The sequence below is a fragment of the Streptomyces sp. NPDC007088 genome (assembly GCF_042869355.1).
GTDB lineage: Bacteria > Actinomycetota > Actinomycetes > Streptomycetales > Streptomycetaceae > Streptomyces.
In genome coordinates, this window is record NZ_JBIAFO010000009.1 from 217,082 (window position 1) to 237,723 (window position 20,642).

20 protein-coding genes are annotated in these 20,642 nt (G+C 74.8%); 10 read left to right on the top strand and 10 right to left on the bottom strand.

The window, feature by feature from the left end:
- Positions 1-787: 787 nt before the first annotated feature.
- The 6 genes from ACFYMP_RS16900 (at position 788) to mug (ending at position 7,020) form a co-directional block, all read left to right on the top strand.
- Positions 788-1,219 (top strand): GNAT family N-acetyltransferase, encoded by a 432-nt coding sequence (locus tag ACFYMP_RS16900; RefSeq protein ID WP_388857287.1) that lies wholly within the window; start codon positions 788-790, stop codon positions 1,217-1,219.
- 261 nt (positions 1,220-1,480) lie between these two features.
- On the top strand, positions 1,481-2,839 hold the full coding sequence (locus ACFYMP_RS16905) for a hemolysin family protein (RefSeq protein WP_388857536.1): 1,359 nt from the start codon (positions 1,481-1,483) through the stop codon (positions 2,837-2,839).
- Positions 2,836-3,900, top strand: a complete 1,065-nt coding sequence (locus ACFYMP_RS16910; protein WP_388857290.1) for a hemolysin family protein — start codon at positions 2,836-2,838, stop codon at positions 3,898-3,900. Before ACFYMP_RS16905 ends, ACFYMP_RS16910 begins: the two co-directional genes overlap by 4 nt.
- A gap of 184 nt (positions 3,901-4,084) precedes the next feature.
- Complete coding sequence (locus ACFYMP_RS16915) at positions 4,085-4,894, top strand: SGNH/GDSL hydrolase family protein (RefSeq protein WP_388857293.1); 810 nt, start codon at positions 4,085-4,087, stop codon at positions 4,892-4,894.
- A gap of 138 nt (positions 4,895-5,032) precedes the next feature.
- On the top strand, positions 5,033-6,466 hold the full coding sequence (gene purB, locus ACFYMP_RS16920; protein WP_388857296.1) for an adenylosuccinate lyase: 1,434 nt from the start codon (positions 5,033-5,035) through the stop codon (positions 6,464-6,466).
- Entirely contained in the window at positions 6,463-7,020 is a 558-nt protein-coding gene (mug, locus tag ACFYMP_RS16925) for a G/U mismatch-specific DNA glycosylase (RefSeq protein WP_388857539.1), read from the top strand. Before purB ends, mug begins: the two co-directional genes overlap by 4 nt.
- Positions 7,021-7,073: 53 nt before the next feature.
- Here mug and ACFYMP_RS16930 read toward each other — a convergent pair whose 3' ends face one another.
- The 4 genes from ACFYMP_RS16930 to ACFYMP_RS16945 form a co-directional block, all read right to left on the bottom strand.
- A complete protein-coding gene (locus tag ACFYMP_RS16930; protein ID WP_388857299.1) occupies positions 7,074-7,904 on the bottom strand; it encodes an SAM-dependent methyltransferase in 831 nt (276 codons plus the stop codon).
- A 115-nt stretch (positions 7,905-8,019) separates the two neighbouring features.
- Positions 8,020-8,466: a hypothetical protein gene (locus ACFYMP_RS16935; protein ID WP_388857302.1), complete on the bottom strand. Its 447-nt coding sequence runs from the start codon at positions 8,464-8,466 to the stop codon at positions 8,020-8,022.
- Between the two features lie 91 nt (positions 8,467-8,557).
- On the bottom strand, positions 8,558-9,277 hold the full coding sequence (locus ACFYMP_RS16940) for an ABC transporter permease (protein ID WP_388857305.1): 720 nt from the start codon (positions 9,275-9,277) through the stop codon (positions 8,558-8,560).
- Complete coding sequence (locus tag ACFYMP_RS16945) at positions 9,274-10,248, bottom strand: ABC transporter ATP-binding protein (protein ID WP_388857307.1); 975 nt, start codon at positions 10,246-10,248, stop codon at positions 9,274-9,276. The genes ACFYMP_RS16940 and ACFYMP_RS16945 overlap by 4 nt, the downstream gene beginning before the upstream one ends.
- A gap of 107 nt (positions 10,249-10,355) precedes the next feature.
- Between ACFYMP_RS16945 and ACFYMP_RS16950 the strand changes: the two genes are divergently transcribed.
- The 3 genes from ACFYMP_RS16950 (at position 10,356) to ACFYMP_RS16960 (ending at position 13,608) form a co-directional block, all read left to right on the top strand.
- Positions 10,356-11,537, top strand: a complete 1,182-nt coding sequence (locus ACFYMP_RS16950; RefSeq protein WP_388857310.1) for a sensor histidine kinase — start codon at positions 10,356-10,358, stop codon at positions 11,535-11,537.
- Between the two features lie 62 nt (positions 11,538-11,599).
- The gene (locus tag ACFYMP_RS16955) at positions 11,600-12,244 is read left to right on the top strand and encodes a response regulator (RefSeq protein ID WP_388857542.1); all 645 of its coding nucleotides are present in this window, start codon (positions 11,600-11,602) and stop codon (positions 12,242-12,244) included.
- A 203-nt stretch (positions 12,245-12,447) separates the two neighbouring features.
- Complete coding sequence (locus ACFYMP_RS16960; RefSeq protein WP_388857313.1) at positions 12,448-13,608, top strand: ROK family transcriptional regulator; 1,161 nt, start codon at positions 12,448-12,450, stop codon at positions 13,606-13,608.
- 349 nt (positions 13,609-13,957) lie between these two features.
- Here ACFYMP_RS16960 and ACFYMP_RS16965 read toward each other — a convergent pair whose 3' ends face one another.
- Together ACFYMP_RS16965 and ACFYMP_RS16970 are read right to left on the bottom strand one after the other, a co-directional pair.
- Positions 13,958-14,719 (bottom strand): GntR family transcriptional regulator, encoded by a 762-nt coding sequence (locus tag ACFYMP_RS16965; protein WP_388857316.1) that lies wholly within the window; start codon positions 14,717-14,719, stop codon positions 13,958-13,960.
- Between the two features lie 274 nt (positions 14,720-14,993).
- Positions 14,994-15,920 (bottom strand): DMT family transporter, encoded by a 927-nt coding sequence (locus tag ACFYMP_RS16970; protein ID WP_388857324.1) that lies wholly within the window; start codon positions 15,918-15,920, stop codon positions 14,994-14,996.
- Positions 15,921-16,016: 96 nt separating this feature from the next.
- Here ACFYMP_RS16970 and ACFYMP_RS16975 point away from each other — a divergent pair, with 96 nt between their 5' ends.
- Positions 16,017-17,447 carry a PLP-dependent aminotransferase family protein gene (locus ACFYMP_RS16975; protein WP_388857327.1) on the top strand — a complete coding sequence of 477 codons (1,431 nt, stop codon included), beginning with the start codon at positions 16,017-16,019 and terminating at the stop codon, positions 17,445-17,447.
- A 47-nt stretch (positions 17,448-17,494) separates the two neighbouring features.
- On the opposite strand, the gene ACFYMP_RS16980 is transcribed toward ACFYMP_RS16975, so the two are convergent.
- Genes ACFYMP_RS16980 through ACFYMP_RS16995 form a run of 4 tightly spaced genes read right to left on the bottom strand, consistent with a single transcriptional unit; the run spans position 17,495 to position 20,453 of the window.
- Positions 17,495-18,433, bottom strand: coding sequence for a GvpL/GvpF family gas vesicle protein (locus ACFYMP_RS16980; RefSeq protein ID WP_388857329.1), 939 nt, complete (start codon positions 18,431-18,433; stop codon positions 17,495-17,497).
- Positions 18,430-18,744, bottom strand: coding sequence for a gas vesicle protein K (locus ACFYMP_RS16985; protein ID WP_363149522.1), 315 nt, complete (start codon positions 18,742-18,744; stop codon positions 18,430-18,432). Before ACFYMP_RS16985 ends, ACFYMP_RS16980 begins: the two co-directional genes overlap by 4 nt.
- 43 nt (positions 18,745-18,787) lie before the next feature.
- Complete coding sequence (locus ACFYMP_RS16990; RefSeq protein WP_388857332.1) at positions 18,788-19,750, bottom strand: gas vesicle protein; 963 nt, start codon at positions 19,748-19,750, stop codon at positions 18,788-18,790.
- The gene (locus ACFYMP_RS16995; RefSeq protein ID WP_388857335.1) at positions 19,743-20,453 is read right to left on the bottom strand and encodes a gas vesicle protein; all 711 of its coding nucleotides are present in this window, start codon (positions 20,451-20,453) and stop codon (positions 19,743-19,745) included. Before ACFYMP_RS16995 ends, ACFYMP_RS16990 begins: the two co-directional genes overlap by 8 nt.
- Positions 20,454-20,642 lie beyond the last annotated feature (189 nt).

The following is a 20,642-nucleotide window of genomic DNA, read 5'->3' on the forward strand; positions in this document are numbered from 1 at the left end:
GATCCACCGGGAAGTGCGAGGTCAGGGCGGCTATTCATGACCTACGTGTCGTCATTACTGATGCATCGACCGAGCCGGACGAAGTCCGGCGAAGCGACTGGACTGGGCGTCACGCCAAGGTGTTGAGCGTGCCGATAATCACGTTTACTTCCTCAAGGTTGAATATCCGGCACGACCTCGCTGTCTCCCGGGGGGCCGCCCCCGGTGATCACAGTTTTGCCTTCTCCTCGGAGCCGCGAAAGACCTGGCCGGTGGACGGAAGCGGCACCGTCATGAACCGTCCTGGCCGATTACCCGTCTCACCTGCCGGCCGACGCCACGGCGGGGGGCCACTGAGAGAACGAGGTGGAGCGGGTCATGCGGTGCGTCAGGTGGCGGTCCGGGCGCCGGCATCGGGTAGGGGCAGCGGCCGGACAGGATTCGAGGCGTCGCGCTCCGGCCCAGTTGCCTGCCGTGGCCAGTCGGGGAAGGGGCCGGCGTGGCGATCCGTACACACGGCGCGGCCGGTCGACGCCGCGCAGCCGGAGGGCGGCACCTGGCGCGCCCTGACCACGGGCAACGCGACGCGTCGGCCGCCGGGGCTCCTCGACGGGCCTCGCCGGCCGCCTCTTCGCGGTGGTCGCCCCGGGCCGCACGAACCGGTCGCCCTGTCCGGGGGGACGGCCACCCGCTCCCCGAGCAGCGCCGCACCGCACACCGCGCCCCGCACACCGCACACCGCACACCGCGCACCGCACACCGGGAAATCCCTCGCGACCGGGCCGCGCCCCGTGCTTGGCTGCGGGCCATGAGCGAACTCCACCTGCGTGCCGCGACCGGGGCCGACCTCGACGCCGTCCTGCGGTTCTGGCGTACGGCGGCCGAGGGGACGAGCATCAGCGACGACCGCGAGGGACTGGAGCGGCTGCTCGCGCGCGATCCCGGCGCCCTGCTTCTCGCCGAGCGCGCCGGGGTGCTCGCGGGCACGCTGATAGCCGGTTTCGACGGCTGGCGCTGCCACCTGTACCGCCTGGCCGTGGCGCCCGCGCACAGGCGCCGGGGCGTGGCCACGGCGCTGCTCGCGGCGGCCGAGGAGCGGTTCGTCTCGCTCGGCGGGCGGCGCGGGGACGCGATGGTCCTGAGCGGGAACGAGCGGGCGCACCACGCGTGGCGGGCGGCCGGGTACGCGCCCGAGCCGCAGTGGGACCGGTGGGTGAAGCCGCTCCGGGGGAGTCGCTGAAGGGCTTGCGCCGCCACCGGGGCGGGCAGCGCGGCCGCTCCCCCGGAAGGCGTGGCGTGCCGGGCCGGTCCGCGCGCGGCCGGGACCACCACCCCATTCGCTTTGCTCTTCCTTTACTCTGGGCTGACCATCACTTTCCGCCTCCGCGGTCTCCGCATACGAAAGGTGTGAGCGTCCGCCCATGGGCGAGCCTCCCAGTCCGCGCCGCCGCGCGCGTCCCCCCGTGCCCTCCTCCCCCGAGCGCACGGAGCCGTGCCGATGATCACCGAACTCCTCCTGCTCGGCCTCGCCGTGCTGCTGGCCCTGGCCTGCGGCGCCTTCGTCGCCGCCGAGTTCTCCCTGACCACCGTCGAACGGGGTGACCTGGAGGCGGCCGTCGAGCGTGGGGACCGAGGCGCCGCCGGGGCGCTCAAGGCGGTCAGGAACCTGACCTTCCAGCTCTCCGGGGCCCAGCTCGGCATCACCGTCACCAATCTGGTCATCGGGATGCTCGCGCAGCCCTCGGTCGCGCGCCTGCTCTCCGGCCCGCTCGGCGCGGCCGGGCTGTCCCGGGGCGCGTCCGCCACGATCGCCCTGGTCCTCGGTACCGCCCTGTCGACGCTGTTCCTGATGGTCGTGGGCGAACTCGTGCCGAAGAACCTCGCGATCTCCGCGCCCCTCCCGGTGGCCTTGCGGGTGGCCGGCCCCATGCGGCTGTTCAGTCTCGCCCTGCGTCCCGTCATCAAGCACCTCGACAACACGGCGAACCGGGTCGTGCGCCGCTTCGGGCTGACCCCGGCCGAGGAGCTGGACTCCGCGCGGGGGCCGAGGGAACTGGCGGCGCTCGCGCGCCACTCCGCGCGGGAGGGCACGCTGGAGGCGGACACGGCCGAACGCTTCGTACGGACCCTGCGCCTCGCCGATCTGACGGCGCAGAACGTCATGACCCCGCGCGTGCGGGTCGTGTCCCTGGAGGCGGCGGCGAGCTGCGCGGACGTGGTGACGGCCGCCCGGCACACCGGGCTCTCCCGCTTCCCGGTGCACCGGGACGGCCTGGACACGGTCGTCGGCGTCGTGCACGTCAAGGACGTCCTGTCGGTGCCCGCCGCGCGGCGCGGCCGGGTGCGGGCCGGGGAGCTGATGCGGGAGGCGCTGCTGGTGCCCGAGTCGCTCGGCGCCGACCGGCTGCTCGACCGCCTGTCCGGTCGCTGCACGATGGCCGTCGTCATCGACGAGTACGGCGGTACGGCGGGCGTCGCCACCCTGGAGGACATCGTCGAGGAGGTCGTCGGCGAGGTCCGCGACGAACACGATCCGCGCGCGTTCCCCGAGCTGGTCGCCGAGGGCACCGGCCCGGGAGGGCGGCCCCGCTGGACGGCCGAGGGCTCGGTGCGCGCCGACCGGCTGGCCGCCCTCGGACTGCGGCTCCCCGCGGGTCCGTACGAGACGCTCGCGGGGCTGCTCGCGGCGGAACTGGGCCGTATCCCGGCCGAGGGCGACCGGGTGGAGCTGGCCGGCTGGCGCCTTGAGGTGACCGGGGCGAGCGGCCGGCGTGCGAGCCGTGTCGCGCTGACCGGCCCGCCGGCCGCCCCCGCCGCCCGGACCGCGGGCACCGCCCGCGCCGCGGAGGAGGGCCGATGACTGTCGTCCAGTTGCTCATCGGTCTCGCGACACTCCTCGCCAACGCCTTCTTCGTCGGCGCCGAGTTCGCGCTGATCTCGGTACGCCGCTCGCAGGTGGAGCCGTACGCCGAGGACGGCGACCGCAGGGCCGTACGCGTGTTGTGGGGCCTGCGCAACGTGTCCGCCCTGATGGCGGCCGCCCAGCTCGGCATCACCCTGTGCACGCTGGTGCTCGGCGTCGTCGCCGAACCCGCCGTCGCGCACCTGCTGGAGCCGGTGTTCGGTGCTGTGGGCGTGGCGCACGCTCTGGTGCACCCGCTGGCCTTCGTGCTCGCGCTGGCCCTCGCGACGTATCTCCACATGCTGCTCGGCGAGATGATCCCGAAGAACCTCGCCCTCGCCGACCCGGTGCGCGCCGCCCTGTGGCTCGGCCCGCCGCTGGTGTCGCTGACGCGCGCGCTGCGCCCGCTGATTCTGGCGGTCAACGCGGTGGCCAACGGTCTGTTGCGGCTGTTGCGCGTCGAGCCGAGGGACGAGGTCGCGGCGGCGTTCTCGGACGACGGGCTGGCCCGTCTGGTCAGGGACTCCCGGGCGGCGGGCCTGCTGGACGCGCGCTCCGGCGAGCGCCTCAACGAGGCCCTGGAGCTCGGCCGCAGGCCGGTGCGGGATGTCGTCCTGCCCCTGGAACAGGTCGTGTACGCCCGGTTCGGCGTGACACCCGAGCGGCTGACCGAACTGGCCGCGGCCCACGGCTACTCGCGCTTCCCGGTCGTGGACGACGCTCTGCGCATCGTGGGGTATCTGCACGTCAAGGACGCGCTGGAGACGCGCCCGGCCGACCTGCCCTTCGCGCTGCGGGAGATACGCCCGATCGCGCGCGTCGGGGAGCACACGCCGCTCGACGACGTCCTGACGGCGATGCGGGGCAGCAGCACCCACCTCGCGGCCGTCCTCGGCGCGGGCGGCCGGCTCGCGGGGCTGGTCACGATGGAGGACGTCCTGCGGGAGCTGTTCGGACGGCGAGGCGAGACCCCTCGGGCGAAAACCCCGGGGCCTCTCAAGAGCCCGGGGAGCCGGTGAGCGGTTGCCCCGGGCTCCCGGCGGGCGGGGCCGCGTTCCGGTCGGCATCACCCCGGCCGGTACGCGGCCCCGCCCTCTTCTACGGAGGGCGGGAGGGGCGGCCCCGTCCCCGTACGGCCGACGTCTGCCCGGGGTCACGGCCCCGTCCGGCGGGGACGGGTCCCGGGTTACCATCGCTCTCGCCATGTCGATCAATGCCTCTTACACCAGCCTGGTCGCCGTCGGGGACAGCTTCACCGAGGGCATGTCGGACCAGTTGCCCGACGGTTCCTACCGGGGATGGGCGGACCTGCTCGCCGCCCGGCTCGCCGCGCGCACCCCGGAGTTCCGGTACGCGAACCTCGCGGTGCGCGGGAAGCTCATCGGGCAGATCGTCGCGGAGCAGGTGGGTCCGGCCGCCGCGATGGGCGCCGATGTCGTGACGCTCGTCGGCGGCCTCAACGACACCCTGCGCCCCAAGGTCGACATGGGGCGGGTGCGCGGTCTGCTGGAGGAGGCCGTGGAAACCCTCGCCCCCTCGTGCCGGCGGCTCGTCCTCATGCGCAGCCCCGGACGCCAGGGCCCGGTGCTGGACAAGTTCCGGCCGCGTATGGAGGCGCTGTTCGCGTGCATCGACGAACTGGCGGCCCGGCACGGCGCCGTCGTCGTCGACCTGTACGGCTCCAGGGCGCTCGCCGATCCGCGGCTGTGGGGCGTGGACCGGCTGCACCTCACCACCGAGGGACACCGGCGGGTGGCGGAGGCCGTGTGGCAGGCGCTCGGCCTCGACGCCGAGGAGGACTGGGACCGGCCGCTGCCGCCCGCACTCCCCCCGGCCTGGGCGCGGCGCAGGGCCGCAGATCTCAGCTTCACCCGCGCCCATCTGCTGCCGTGGATCGGGCGCCGCCTCACGGGCCGTTCCTCCGGTGACGGCCGGGCCGCGAAACGCCCCGAGCTGCTGCGTTACGCGGACATGCGGGTGGTCTCTGCGGAGGGGCCGCACCAGCCCGAGTGAGCGGCCGGCGCGCACGGGGGGGGTGCCGGCCGCGCGACCGGGCGTGCTCGCGGCCCCCGCACCCGTACCCGCTTCGTAGGTTCCTCCGAACAGGGGTGCGGCGCCGGTCTGCGCGAACCGCCAGTAGACTGCGTCAACGTGACTGCGAAGCCCCGTATCCCGAACGTCCTGGCAGGCCGCTACGCCTCCACCAAGCTGGCCACGTACTGGTCGCCCGAGCAGAAGGTGAAGCTGGAGCGCCGGCTCTGGCTCGCCGTGCTGCGGGCGCAGAAGGACCTCGGCATCGAGGTGCCCGACGGAGCGATCGAGGACTACGAGCGGGTCCTGGACACCGTGGATCTCGCCTCCATCGCCGAGCGCGAGAAGATCACCCGGCACGACGTGAAGGCCCGCATCGAGGAGTTCAACGCTCTCGCCGGCCATGAGCAGGTGCACAAGGGCATGACCTCGCGGGACCTCACGGAGAACGTCGAGCAGCTTCAGGTGCGGCTGTCCCTGGAGCTGGTGCGCGACCGCACGGTGGCGGTCCTCGCCCGGCTCGGGAAGCTCGCCGGGGAGTACGGCGAGCTGGTCATGGCGGGCCGTTCGCACAACGTGGCGGCCCAGGCGACGACCCTCGGCAAGCGGTTCGCGAGCGCCGCCGACGAACTGCTGGTGGCCTACGGGCGCGTCGAGGAGCTGCTGGAGCGCTATCCGCTGCGCGGCATCAAGGGCCCGGTGGGCACCGCGCAGGACATGCTGGACCTGCTCGGCGGGGACGCCGCCAAGCTCGCGGAGCTGGAGGAGCGCATCGCCGGGCACCTCGGTTTCGGCCAGGTGTTCACGTCGGTCGGCCAGGTCTACCCGCGCTCGCTGGACTACGAGGTGGTGACCGCGCTCGTGCAGCTCGCGGCCGCGCCCTCCTCGACGGCCAAGACGATCCGGCTGATGGCCGGCAACGAGCTGGTCACCGAGGGCTTCAAGCCGGGCCAGGTCGGTTCCTCGGCGATGCCGCACAAGATGAACACGCGCTCCTGCGAGCGGGTCAACGGCCTGATGGTGATCCTGCGCGGCTACGCCTCGATGACCGGCGAGCTGGCGGGCGACCAGTGGAACGAGGGCGACGTGTCCTGCTCGGTGGTGCGCCGGGTCGCGCTGCCGGACGCCTTCTTCGCGCTGGACGGTCTGCTGGAGACCTTCCTCACGGTGCTCGACGAGTTCGGCGCCTTCCCGGCCGTGGTCGCCCGCGAGCTGGACCGCTACCTGCCGTTCCTCGCCACCACCAAGGTCCTCATGGGCGCGGTGCGGGCCGGGGTGGGCCGCGAGATCGCCCACGAGGCGATCAAGGAGAACGCGGTGTCCACCGCGCTGGAGATGCGGGAGCGGGGCGCCGAGCGCAACGACCTGCTGGACAAGCTGGCCGCCGACTCCCGTATCCCGCTGAGCCGTGCGGAGCTGGACGGGCTGATGGCGGACAAGCTGTCCTTCACCGGCGCGGCCGCCGATCAGGTCGCGTCCGTGCTCGCGCGGGTCGAGGCGGTCGTGAAGCAGCGTCCGGAAGCGGCCGGTTACACGCCCGGGGCGATCCTCTGAGCCCGTCCCGTCCGTCCCCCGAGGAGCTGGCCGCCGCGCGCGGCCGGCTCGTCCCGGACGTACTGGCTCCGGAGCTGCGGGTGCTGTTCTGCGGGATCAACCCGGGCCTGCTCTCGGCGGTGAAGGGCCAGCACTTCGCCCGTCCGGGCAACCGCTTCTGGCCGGCGCTGCACCAATCCGGTTTCACCCCTCGCCAACTGCGCCCGGAGGAGCAGGAGTCGCTGCTCTCGTACGGGCTCGGCATCACCAACGTCGTGGAGCGGGCGAGCGCCCGGGCCGATGACCTGAGCGTGGAGGAGTACCGCGAGGGCGGGCGCGCGCTGACCGAGAAGGTGGAGCGGTACCGGCCCCGGTGGCTCGCCGTCGTCGGGATCACCGCGTACCGGATCGCCTTCGAGGACCGGCACGCGCGGATCGGCCCGCAGGACACCGGCAGAGGGGGCGCCCGGGTGTGGGTACTGCCCAACCCCAGTGGTCTCAACGCCCACTGGTCCCTGGCGGCGATGGCCGAGGAGTTCGGGAGGCTGCGCGAGGCGGTCGAGGCGGAGGACTGAGCGTCCCGCCGCCCCCCGTCTCTCCCTTCCGGGCGCGGCCGGCGGCCCGTGGCTCAGTTCTTGCGGGCCACCAGCCCGTACTGGGCGACCTGACGGGGCGACGTGCCGTCCGGGGCCGGTTCGGGGCGCCAGTGGACGCAGGAGACGAGCCCCGGCGCCAGCAGCTCCAGGCCCTCGGCGAAGGAGGCGATCTCGGCGCCGGTACGGGCCGTGATCGGCGGGGTCGCGTGCTCGTTCCAGAAGGCCATCGCCTCGATGTTGCCCTCGCCGCCGAGTTCCAGCGTCGGGTGGGTCAGGGCGAGGTGGCTGCCGGGGGCCAGGGCGTCCATCAGGGTGCGGACGATACGGCGGGCCTCGTCGGTGTCGGGGACGAAGTTGAGGATGCCCAGGAGCATGAGGGCGACCGGCCGGCCGAGGTCGAGACTGCGGGCGGCCTGTTCCAGGATCGCCTCGGGCTCGCGGGCGTCGGCGTCGGCGTCGAGGTACCGGGTGACCCCCTCGGGCGCTCCGGCCAGCAGGGCCCGCGCGTGGGCCAGTACCATCGGGTCGTTGTCGACGTAGACGACACGGGCCTCGGGTGCGAGGCGCTGGGCGACCTCGTGGGTGTTGTCGGCGCTCGGCAGGCCGGTGCCGACGTCGAGGAACTGCCGCAGCCCGGCCTCGGCGGTCAGATGGGTCACCGCACGCCGCAGGAAGGCGCGGTCCGCGCGCGCCACCTCGCGGATGCTCGGGTACATCGCGGTGATGCTGTCGCCGACCCGCTCGTCGACGAGGTAGTGGTCCTTGCCGCCCAGCCAGTGGTTCCAGACACGGGCGTTGTGGGCCGTTCCGGCGGCCGGGCCCTCCTTGTCCGCGGTACGCGCGGGTCCACTGGTGTCGCTCACGTCCGGCCTCTCCGTCGTCGTCCTGCGCCCGGGGCACGGCGGCGGTTCCTCGCGCCGGTGCGTGACGGGCTTCCTCAAGGCCGCATCCTGTCATGCCGGTTGGAGGACGGGAGGGTCAGGGCGGGTCGATGTCGGTCGCGAACGCCACGAGGCTGAGCGGCAGTTCGGGCCCACTGCGGGCTATGCCGAGCCCGGCCCAGCGTTCGGCGCGGCGCCACAGGCACAGGTCGGGCACGCTCAGCGCGAGTTCCGCCCAGGGGGCCGGCACCGTCTCCGGTTCCCGCGCGGCGCGCAGCGCGAGGCTCCACAGCGCGAACCGCTGCGGCCGCCCCCAGCCCCGCGCCTGAAGCAGCACCACGAGCCCGTCCCGTTCGGATTCGAACTGGTCTTCGACTGCCTCGCGTTGCGCCGGCCCCGCCTCCGTCTCCTCCTCGCTCGTGAGCAGGACGGCGAGGTGGTGACCGGGGCCGGAGGCGAGGGCGGGGGTGCGGGCGGGGCCCTGCGGGAAGGGGAGCGCGCACAGCGACTCGATGGTCTCCAGGTGCTGTACCGCGCGGCTCATGGCCTCCAGTAAACCCGGCGGCCCCCGGCCCGGGAACAGCGCCCCGCGACGAGGGCCTGCGTGGTCTCCCGCCCGCGACCGGGAGGGCCGCTCAGGCGTCCCGGCGGGCCAGCCGCCGCCCGCCCGCGGCGAGGGCCGCCGCCGTCCACAGCGCGAGGACGCCGAGACCGCTCCAGGGGCCGAGCGGACCGCCGTCCGCACGCAGGTGAAGGACGAGCTGGCCGGCCCGGTCGGGCAGGAAGGCGGCGGCGTCACCGACCTGCTCACCGATCACGAACGGCGTCATGAGCAGGAGCACCACCGTGAGGGCGAGGACCGCGACGCCGCTGCGCAGAAGGGCCGCGAGCCCCATGGCGAACCACGTGACGAGGGTCAGGTAGACCGCGCACCCCACGGTGGCCCGCCAGCCGGCCGCCGAGCCGAGCCCCACCGAGGCGTCCCCGGTGACCGCGGCCCCCAGGAGCGCGGAGGCGAGCCCGGCGAGGAGTCCGGCGGCGAAGGCGTACGCGCCGACGACCGCGATCTTCGCCCCGTACCAGCGTCCGCGGCGCGGCACGGCGGCGAACGCGAGCCGCAGTCCGCCCTCGCGGAAGTCGGAGGTCATCGCGAGGGTGCCGTGCGCGAGGGCGGCCACCTGGCCGAACAGGACGCCGAAGAAGGCCCTGAACAGAGGGTCGCCGCCGGCCCCGCTCGCGGCGTTCAGCGCCCCGAAGCCGGCCGTGACGAGGGGGACGAGGAGGAGCCCGGCCCGCAGGGCGGGCAGGGAGCCGTGCCGGATGTTCTCCGAGCGCAGTACGGCGACGGTGCTCACGAGGCGCTCTCCTGGTTCTCGGCGGTGTCGGTGGTGTGCTCCGGGCCGGGCCCCTGTTCGCGGCGCCCGCCGTCGTACTCGGTCCGTGTGCGGGTCAGTTCGAGATACGCCTGCTCCAAGGTGCCGTCCACGGCGTGGAGTTCCAGGATGGCGACGCCCTCGGTGGCGGCGATCGCCCCGACCTCGTCGGGGCGCGGCCCCTCGACGGTCCAGGCGCCGTCCTCCCCGGCCCCGGGCGCGTGGCCTCGGGCGCGCAGCGCCTGGGCGAGGCGGTCGGCGTCGGTGCTGCGGAAGCGCACGGCGGGCCGGGTCCCCTTGTCGACGAAGTCCCGGAGCGGCGTGTCGGCGAGCACCCGGCCCCGGCCGAGCACCACGAGGTGGTCGGCGTAGCCCGCGGTCTCCTGCATGAGGTGGCTGGAGACGAGGACGGTGCGGCCCTCGCGGGCGAGTTGGCGCAGCAGGTGCCGCAGCCAGATGATGCCCTCGGGGTCGAGGCCGTTGGAGGGTTCGTCGAGGATCAGTACGGCGGGGTCGCCCAGGAGCGCCGCGGCGATACCCAGGCGCTGGCGCATGCCGAGCGAGAAGGAGCCCGCGCGGCGCCGGGCCACCTCGCCGAGGCCCACGAGAGCGAGGACCTCCTCGACCCGGCGTCCGGGCACCCGGTTGCTCGCGGCGAGGACCCGCAGGTGGTCGCGGGCGGTACGGGAGTGGTGTGCGGCGCCCGCGTCGAGCAGCGCCCCGACGTGGCGCAGCGGCTCCTTCAGCCGGTGGTAGGGCGTGCCGCCGAGGGTCGCGGTGCCCGAGGTGGGCCGGTCGAGGCCGAGGACGAGGCGCAGGGTGGTCGACTTCCCGGACCCGTTGGGCCCGAGGAAGCCGGTCACCTTGCCGGGGAGGACGCTGAAGTCGAGGCCGTCCACGGCGCGGACGCCGCCGTACTCCTTGGTCAGCCCGGATACGTCGATGCTGGTCATGGCCTCAGCCTCACGTCCGCGGGGGCCGGGCACCTCCCCCGGGCGGGGGCTCCTTCTCCCCCGCGCGGGGGAAGCCGGTGCGCGGGGGCCGCGGCGATGATGGGGGTATGGCCCTCTCCTCCCCCACGGGCGCGGTGCGCTCCCTCGCGCGTCCGGCGTTCCGCGGGCTGACGTACGCGCGCTGGCTGCACCTGCTGATGGTGTGCGCGTGGCCGTCGCTGCTCATGTTCGTCTTCACCGACCCGCTCACGACGATGGCCGTGGCCGCCGTGTCGCTCGCGTGCGTCGCGCTGGTCCCCGCCATGCGCACCGCCGAGGCGCTCCAGGCGCGCCTGCTGTTGGCGCGGCACGGCCCGCGGGGGCCGAAGCCGGACATCGAGGTGGCGCCCTCGCGCGGTCTGCGGGACTGCTGGCGGCTGATGCTGTGGCTGGAGACGCGCCTGGTGGTCGGCGCGGTGGTGTCGGTCCTCTCCCTCCACCTGCCCGCCACCGCCCAGGCGCTGTTCACCGGTGAGACGTCGGCGGACTTTCTCCGGACGCCGCACGGCGGCTGGTGGCCGGTGCTGGCCCCCCTCCCGCTCCTCGCGCTGTACGCCCTCGTGGTGGGCGCGGGTGGTCTTATGGCGGTCCTCGCGGGAAGGCTGCTGGGCCCTTCGCCGCAGCAGCGGTTCGCCGCTCTGGAGGCGCGGGCCGAGCGGTTGCAGGAGCGCAACCGCATCGCGGCCGAACTGCACGACTCGATCGGTCACGCGCTGACCGTCGCGGTCCTTCAGGCGGGAGCGGCGCGGACGGCGGGCAGCGCCGAGTTCACCGACCGGGCGCTGACGGCGATCGAGGAGACCGGGCGGGCGGCGCTGGAGGACCTGGAGCGGGTGCTGCGGGTGTTGCGCGATCCGGAAGAGGGCGGGGGCGGGCGGCCGACGCTGAAGCAGGCGGAGGTCCTGTTCGACTCGGCGCGCGGGGCGGGCGCGACGGTGGACGTGGAGGTCACCGGGGCGCTGGAGCGGCTGCCCGGGGCGGTCTCGCGTGAGGGATACCGGATACTCCAGGAGTCGCTCACGAACGTGCTGCGGCACTCGGGCCCGGTTCCGGTGCGGGTGCGGATCGCGGTGGCGGACTCGCTCGCCCTGGAGGTCAGCAATCCGCTGCCGGGGGCCAGGGCCCCGTTTCCCGGTGGGGGCACGGGGCTTCGGGGCGTCAGGGAGCGGGCCGCGCTGCTGGGCGGCGCGGTGCGGGCGGGCAGGGAGGAGGACGAGTGGCGGGTGAGGGTGTCGCTGCCGCTGGGCTGAGTGGTACGGGTCCGGGCGGGCGCGAGGGTGCCCGGGAGGAGGACGCCTCCCGTGGCGCGACGGTGACGGTGCTGCTCGTGGACGACGAGCCCTTGGTGCGGGCCGGGCTGCGGGCCGTCCTGGAGGCGCGGCCCGGTATCGAGGTGGTCGGCGAGGCGGGGGACGGGGCGGCGGTGGTCCCGCTGGTGCGCCGGCTGCGGCCGGACGTGGTGGCCATGGACGTCCGGATGCCGCTGATGGACGGGATCGAGGCGACCCGCGCGGTCCTCGCCTCCGTGGACCGCCCGCCGAAGATCATCGTCGTGACGACCTTCGAGCAGGACGAGTACGTGTACGCGGCGCTGCGCGCGGGCGCGGACGGCTTCCTGCTGAAGCGGGCCAGGCCGGCCGAGATCGTGCACGCGGTGCGGCTGGTGGCTGAGGGCGAGTCGCTGCTGTTCCCGGCCGCCGTGCGGGCGCTCGCGGCGACGTACGGCAACGTGCGGGCGCGTACGGCCATGGAGCGCGCGGAGCTGACCGGCCGCGAGGAGGAGGTGCTGCGGCTGATGGCGCGGGGCCTGTCGAACGCGGAGATCGCCGCCCGGCTCGTGGTCGGGGCGGAGACGGTCAAGAGCCATGTGAGCGCACTCCTGGCGAAGCTGGGGGCCCGGGACCGCACCCAGGCGGTGATCGCGGCGTACGAGTCGGGGTTCGTGTCCCCGGGCTGAGTCCCGCGGCCGGGCCGGGCGGCGGCCCCGGGCGCCGGGACCGCGCCGGCCGGTGTGCCCGCAAACCCGTCCTCTGCTCTCGGAGTGCTGTGCCTCACGCCGTTGATAACAGGGCTGTGTACCTGCGGCCCCGAACCCTCCCGGCTGTCCCCTCGGCCTTGTACGATCCGGCCATCACGCGTGCGAGCTGGGAGGACGGGACCTTGGGGCAGCTGACCGGCGGCGATCCCTCGCTGCTGCGGCGGATCAACTCCGCGGTGGTGCTGCACACCTTGCGCGGCGGGGCCCGTACGACGCTCACCGAGATCGCCCGGGTCACCGGACTGTCCCGGCCGACCGTCGAGGGCGTCGTGGACGATCTGGTGTCCGGCGGGCTGGTCGTGGAGACGGCGGCCGAGGACGGCGGGGCGCGCCGGCAGGGCAGACCGGCCCGGATGTTCCGGTTCCGGGCCGAGGCGGGGCATCTGCTGGGTCTGGAGATCGGTCCGCACCGGGTCGCGGCGATGCTCGCGGACCTGGACGGGCGCATTCTGGGCACCGCGGCGAAGGACGTGGCCGCCTCCGACGCGGCCGACGAGCGGATCGACCGCTTGCGCGGGGCCGTCGCCGAACTGCTGAAGCGGTGCGGGGTGGCGCGCGGTTCGCTGCGCGCGGTCGGGGTGGGCAGCCCCGGCATCGTGGAGGCGGACGGCACGGTCCGGCTGGGCACGGCGATGCCGGAGTGGACGGGGCTGCGGCTCGGGGAGCGGCTGCGCCGTTCCTTCCGCTGCCCGGTGCTGGTCGAGAACGACGCGAACGCGGCGGCCGTCGCCGAGCACTGGAAGGGCGCCGCGAAGGACAGTGACGACGTGGTGTTCGTGCTCGCGGGGCTGAGCCCGGGGGCGGGTTCGCTGATCGGGGGCCGGCTGCACCGGGGCTTCGGCGGGGCGGCCGGGGAGATCGGCGCGCTGCACCTGCTGGGCCAGGAGGTCACCCCGGAGACGCTGCTCTCGACGACGGACCGGCCGCTGCATCCGCTGGACGAGCGGGCGGTGGCCGAGGTGTTCGCGCTGGCCCGGCGCGGGGACGCGCGGGCACGGGCCGCGATGGACCGCTTCATCCAGCGCCTCACGCACGACGTCGCGGCCCTGGTGCTGGCCCTGGACCCGGAACTCGTCGTCATCGGCGGCTGGGCGGCCGGACTGGACGGCGTACTGGAGCCGCTGCGTGACCAGTTGGAGAAGTACTGCCTGCGCGCCCCCCGGGTGGAGCTGTCCATCCTCGGGGAGGCGGCTGTCGCGACGGGGGCGCTGCGCGTGGCGCTGGACCACGTCGAGGAGGAGCTGTTCGCTGTGGAGAGCACGGTGTCGGCCCGGCGCCGCTGAGGGGCGGCGGGGGTTCGGGGGTGTCCGGGAAGTCCTGTGCCATGCCCGCGGTTTCCGGTGCTCCCCCGGTGTCCGGCCGGGAGGTGCTCCCGGGCCGTGGTGCCGCACCGAGTCCCCCGCGGCAGGGGCACCTGGAGCCTGGGCCGGGGCGGTGGGCGTGCGTGTCGAGCGCTCTGGGTGCTGTGGGGGCTTCGCGGGGACACCCGAGCGGCCGCGCCGACGGCCTCCGCCGCGGGGGCGCCGCCCGGCGGCCACTGGCCGGGTGCGGCGCGCCGGGGACCGGCGGGAACGCGAGGGCGGGCTCCCCGGCCATGTCCGGGGAGCCCGCCACGAGCGGGGCCGCGCCTGGTCAGGAGGCGCGGCGGTGAGCGGAGTCGATCTCGACCCCGGCGCCGGTGCCCGCGTCGCCGAAGGTGAGCCGGCAGGTGTCGGCGCGGTAGGTGGCGACGGACACCGCGACGATCTCGTCCCCGGCGAAGTAACGGGTGGTCACCACGAGCACCGGGGAGCCGGGCAGCCGGTCGAGCCGTTTGGCGTCGCGCGCTGCGGCCGAGCCCAGTTCCACCGAGCGGTCCTCGCCCGCGAGGTCGAGGTGCTGGAACTCGCGCAGGACCGCGCGGGCGCGGGCCGCTCCTGACGGCGCGTCGATGGCGCTCAGGCCGGGGACGGAGCGGGCGGGCAGGTAGAGGACCTCGGTGGCGACGGGCAGCCCGTCGTCGGTGCGGGTCCGGGTCACGGTGTGCACGGGCTCCTCGGCGCCGCCCAGCAGGGCGGCGACGGGCGCGGGGGCCGGTGCGAGGTGTGCGTCCTGCGGCTGCCACCCGTCACCGGTGCCGCCGTGGCCGTCCTGGCGGCGGCCGCCGACCGCGACGCCGACCCGGGGCGGGGCGACGGTGGTGCCGACACCGCGCCTGCGCTGGAGCCTGCCTTCGAGTTCGAGCTGTTCGAGGGCCTGCCGGAGCGTGGCGCGGGCCACACCGAAGCGGGCCGCGAGTTCGCGTTCGTTGGGCAGGATCTGCCCGATGGCGAACTCGGAGTCGAGCGCCTCGCCGATCACTGTCTTCAGATGCCGGTGCTTGGGCTCCGGCACCGTCTCCAGCCTGGTCCCCACCCTGTCCTCCGCTCTCCCCGTGGCCCCGCCGGCCCGATCGGTGCCTCGCGGTCCGCGCTCCCCGACGCCGTGACGGACACGCGCTTTTAATCGGTCTTCTTTATTAAAGGACCTTGCACTATCCGGCTCTCGCGACGATAGGCCCGGCCACACCCTTGGTCAAGACCAATCCTCCCCCGAAGGGGCAAGGAGGGGTCAGTTCCGGGCAAAGCGTTCATGAGGTGTTCGCGAACGGGCCCCGGAACGGGTGCCCGCCGCGAGCGGCTCGGGGGTGTCAGCCGGAGGCCGCGGACGGGACGGGTGACACCCGCGGCGCCGCCGCGGGGGCCGGCGTCCGGGCTCCGACGGCTACGCCGACGGCGACGAGGAGGCTGCCGAGGGCCTGGGCGGTCCCGTAGCCGCCGGTGCCGAGGAGGGGGGCGGTGGCGGCCGCGCTCACCGGGATGAGCCCGGAGAAGAGCGTGGCCCGCTCGGCGCCGATCCGGCTGATCCCGGCGTACCAGCACAGGAACCCGACGACGGTGACGACGGCCGCCTGCCACAACAGGGCGCCCGCCTCCACGGCGTTCGGGGCGCGCAGTGCGGCGCCGCCCCCGAAGGCGAGGGCCAGGCACGCGGACTGGACGGCGGCGAGCGCGCACACGGTCGCCGTCAGCCGCAGCGGTCCCAGCACCGGCAGGACGGGCACCGCGAGGAGGGCGAAGCCGCACTCACCGGCGAGCGCGGCCACCGAGAACACGAGCCCCGCCGTGTCCGTGCGCCCCCAGCCCTGCACGACGACCGCCCCGGCCGCGACGCACAGGGCCCCGGCGAGCAGGGCCCGGTGCGGGCGGCGGCGCGAGAGCAGGGGCACCAGGACGGCGACGACGACCGGGGCGCAGCCGACGAGGACCCCGGGCACGGCGGGTTCCGCCGAGCGTTCCGCGGCCAGCACGGCGAGGTTGAAGCCGACCATGCCGACGGCCGCGAGCACGGCGAGCCGCCCCCACTGCCGGGGGCCGAGTTCTCGTGGCACCCGGGGCAGGCCCCGGGGCAGGAACGGGAGGAGCAGGAGGGCGGCGAGCCCGTAGCGCAGGGCCTGCCCGTCCGCGTACGGGTAGTCGGCGAGCAGGCTGTTGGCGCTGAAGGACCCGCCGACGAGGACACAGGCGGAGGCGGCGAGGAGCGCGCCTCTGACGGGCGCGGTGGTGTGGAGGGGCATGCGTCGAAGGTAGGAGCGCGGGCGGACCGTTTTAAGGTCCACTGGGGCCCCGGGTTCGGGGACCACTTCGGCGTCGAGGGCAGGGGGCGGGGTCGCGTGGGCGACGAAAAGGCGGTTGTGGGAGGGGAGTTGCTGCTTCCGGCCGTGGCCGGTCCGGTGCGGGGGCGGGGCCGTGCGCTCCAGTCGGCGCTGCGTACCGCCGTACGGGAGGGGCGGCTGGCACCGGGCGCCCGGCTGCCGTCGAGCCGGGCGCTCGCCGCCGATCTGGGGGTGTCACGGGGCCTGGTGACGGAGGCGTACGAGCAGTTGACGGCCGAGGGCTATCTGCGCAGCGGTCACGGCTCGGGCACCTGGGTGAGCGGGGCGGCGCGGGAGGCGGAACGACCGCCCGTTTGGGACAGGGCACCCCGGCGGGAGGCGGCTGGGGCCGACTTCACCCCTGGGCTGCCCGATCTGTCGCTGTTCCCGCGGTCCGCGTGGGCGGCCGCGCAGCGGGCGGCGGTGAGCGGGACGCCCCACGCCGATCTGGGCTATCCCGATCCGCGCGGGGTGCCCCGGCTCCGTACGGAGCTGGCCGGGCTCCTGGCGCGGCGGCGGGGCGTGGCGGCCGATCCGGAGCGGCTCGTGGTGTGTGCCGGAGTGGCGCAGGCGCTGGCTCTGGTCTGCGCCGAACTGCGGGCGCGGGGGGAGCGGGTGATCGCGGTGGAGGACCCCGGAAGCCCCGGTCACGGAGCGCTGTTCGAGACCGCGGGGGTCGGGACGGTCGGCATCCCGGTGGACACCGAGGGCATCGACGTCGGGGCGCTGCGGCGGTCCGGGGCGCGGACGGTCGTGGTGACCCCCGCGCACCAGTTCCCGGTCGGCTGCGCGTACTCGCCCGGCCGGCGGGCCGAACTCCTGGACTGGGCACGGGAGGTGGACGGCCTGGTGCTGGAGGACGACTACGACGGGGACTTCCGCTACGACCGGGCCCCGGTGGGCGCGCTCCAGGGCCTCGATCCGGAGCGGGTGCTGTACTGCGGTTCGGCGAGCAAGTCCCTCGCGCCCGGACTGCGGCTGGGCTGGCTCCTGGCACCGGCACGGCACGCGGGAGCGCTCGCGGACCGCAAACGCACGACGGACCTCGGTGCGCCGGTACTGGAGCAGGAGGCCTTCGCGCATTTCCTCGAACGGGGCTCCTACGACCGCCAGTTGCGGCGCTGTCGACAGGTGTACCGGCAGCGCAGGGACGTCCTGGTCGCGGCGCTGGGCCGCCTGATCCCGCAGGCCGGGGTCACCGGGATCGCGGCCGGACTGCACGCTCTCGTCCAGTTGCCGCCCGGCTGCGGGGACGCCGCGGCGACGGTGGACCGCGCGGCGCGGCTGGGCGTGACCGTCGTTCCCCTGTCCGCGTACGGGGCCGCCGGGAGCACCGTGCGGCCCGCGCGGAGGGAGGAGGGCGCCGTCCTGGTCGTCGGCTACGCCCACCTGTCCGAGAGCCGGATCGAGGAGGGGGTCCGCCGCCTGGCCCGTGCCTGCGGAGCCTGAACTGCCGGGAGGGGGCGGAGGTCAGGCGTACGCCCCGCCGTACCCCTTCACCGGCCCTCCGGGCCCGCGTCGCCCTGCTCTTCCTCGGCGCCGGGCGCGGCCGGGAGTTCGGTGAAGGAGTACGGCGGCCACGGGCCCAGGTAGCGGATGACGGCGGCCGGTTGCTCCTCCTGGATGTCGGCGAGCAGCGCGCCGACGGTGTCGATGTCCTCGTGGCGCACCAGCAGGGCGCCCGCGAAGACGCTCACCTCGCCGGAGCCGGGGCCCCGGCCCGCGCGTTCGCTGATGTCGTCGGCGACCGCGGCGAGACGGCGGCGCACCGCCCCGTGGAGGGTGTCGGCGAGCCGGTCGGAGGCTTCCTTGCGCATCCGGTCGAGGCGTTTGGCGAGCATGCGGCGCAGCCCGGGAGAGCGGCCCGCCATCTCCTCCTGGATCGCCCTGGCCTCCTCGTCGTCCTCGGTCACCGCCTCGCGGTCCACGCTGATCTCGACCCGTACCTCGGCGCGTCCGCGCAGCGTGTCGAGCATGGCCCGCAGGACCTCCGCGCGGCCGGTCAGCCAGTTTCTGACGCGCTCCTCGGCGCTCGCCTCCGGTCCGGCGGGGACCAGGACGTTGAAGGTCATCGGCAGCGCGGTGCCCACGCGTTCCCACACGGCGACGAGGGCCGCGTCCTGCTCGGCGACCCACCGCCGCACCTGCTCGTCGGGGCCCTGGTAGGGGGCGGGGGCGCTGCGGTGCACGAGGGCGGCGAGGCCCGTGCCCGGCGCGGTGACGAGGTGCAGGGGGCGGCCGTCGAGGCCCGAGACGCGCGGCGGCAGCTCGGTGTCCTCGGGCACGAGGGCGTAGATGTAGAGGGCGGTGTCCGAGGTCGGCGCCTGGGCCTGCGCGGCGGCGTTCCCGGTCCGCTCCGGTATGCCCGCCGGGTCCCCGCTCGCTGCCGGGTCCTGCGGGCGGGCCTGCGCGAGCTGTTCGCGGGGGGTCGTCATCGTCCTGCCTCCTCGGCCCAGCGGGCGGGGTTCACCAGCTTGTCCACGACGTCGTCCACGACCTCGTCGAGTCCCCGGTGGAGGTCGGCGACGGAATCGGTGATGCCATGCTCCTCCTTGATGTCCTCCATCGCCTCGTCGAGTTCGAGGAGGGCGTCGCCGAGGCGTTCGAGCTCCTCGGTGGTGAGCGAACCGCCTTCCATTCGGCGCACGGCCTGGCGCTCCAGCGCCTCCTGGATCACCTCGACCAGGGTCACCACGAGGGACAGCACCCCGTGTTTCAGGCTTTTCTCGTCCACGGTGATGGCCATGGTGTCCTCCTTCGAAGGGCCTGCGGTGGGCCTGCGAGGGTCGTCAGCGGGCGGGGGCGGGCAGCGCCGTAGCGCCGGCCGCGTCCGCCGGCTCGTCCCCGCGGTCGGTCAGTTCGCGCAGCTTCTCGTACCAGTGCGCGGTGTCGGTGGCGGCGAGGCGGACCTCGCCGAGGCTGTGGGTGCGCAGCTCCAGGACGGTGCCGTCGCCACCCGGGCTGTGCCCCGAGGTCTGCCGTACGCCGAGCAGGTCGTCGGCGGGCAGCGCGAGCGCGGGGCGGGCGTCGAGGGGCGATTTCCAGACGAGTCCGCCGGGCGTGAGCTTTCCGGTACCGCCGCGCCACAACGGGCCTTCCCGGCGCGGCTCCTGGTACCACAGGTGGCCCTCGGCGAGCACCTGCTGGGCGGCGCCCGGCAGCAGCTCCCCACCGAGCACCCCGGGCAGGGCGCGGTCGAGCAGGTCGCACAGGGCGCGCGGGTCGGCGGCGGACAGCAGGGCGGTGGTCCCGCCGTCCAGGGTGAGCCGGACCCGGGTGCGCGGGGCGCCGCCCGCGCTGCGCTCCGTCTCCGGGCGCACCTCGCGGATCGCGCTCAGGTCGGACTGCCACATGATCTCGCGCGGATCGCGCCGCAGGACGACCAGTCGCCGGTCGGTGAGGAACACGGTGCCCGGACGCCAGGCGGTGTAGACGCCCTCCTCCAGGAGGTGTCCGCCGTGCATCTGCGCGACGTGCCGCTCACCCTCGCGCAGGTCGAGCCCCTCGCGGGCGGCCGAGCCCTCGACCCAGGCGCGGGTGTGCTCGTCCCACTGGCGCATCATGCCGTGTTCGAGCATCGTCTCCATGCCGGCGATCGCCGCGCGCAGGCTCACGCCGATGAGGGGGATGTCGGCGACCGAGATGATGAGGTCGAGATGGAGGACGGCGCCCTTGTTCAGCAGCACCTCGACGAGGTCGTCCAGCGTCACCCGCGGATCGCGGGTGGGCTTCACGGGAGGCCGCTCAGCCACCGTCCTCGGCCTCCTCGCGCGCCGACGCGGCCCCGGCGGACTCCCCGCCCGCCTCGTCGGCCTCCTGACCGCCGGACTTCCCGGTCCTGCGCCGTCCGGACTTCCCGGCGTCCTCGGCGTTCTCGGCGTTCTCGGTGTTCTCGGCGTCCGCGTCCGTCTTCCCGGAGTCGTCCCGGGCGTCCTTACGCGTCCCCCCGGCAGTCCCGTCCCCGTCCCCGTCCGCGGTCAGGGCGCCGGCGCCGCGCCCGTTCTCCAGGGACTGCGCGCTGCGCCAGCCGCACCACGGGCACCACTCCTCCAGCAACTGCTGGGTCGGGGACCGCTTACCGCACTGCGGGCACTCCTCCTTGTCGATCCGGGTCTCGCGCCACGCGGCGGTCTCCGTGTCCGTCCCGGCGGGGAACTCCAGTCCGTAGCGCGAGGCGGTCTCGAAGGAGGCGAGGGCGGCGCGCAGCCGGATACCGAGGAGTTCGACCCCGGCGACCGACACCATGATGTCGGCGTTGAGGACGAGGCCCTTGTCGAGCAGGGTCTCCACGACGTGTGCGAGGCTGCCCTCGCCCTCCCTGCTCGGTTCCATGATCCGGCCCTGGGCCATGGGGCTCGCGGAACCGCGCGCGCTCAGGGTGCCGCGCGGCCGGGGCGGCTCGCTCGGCACGACGGACCGCTGTCCGGGCGTCGGCTCTGGCTGGTTCGCTCTCATCTCGTTCGTATGTCCTGCTACGGACGCCTCATGCGGCGCGGTGAGGCGGCGCTCGTCACGGAACGGGGACGGAGCGGGGTGGCGGGAGGGTCCTGAGGGATTTCTGTTGTCGGGGACGGGCCGCTTCCGTCTCCCAGGGAGGGGCCGCGCGAACGCCGGGCGGCCGCCGAGGAACGCTGCACGTGGAGG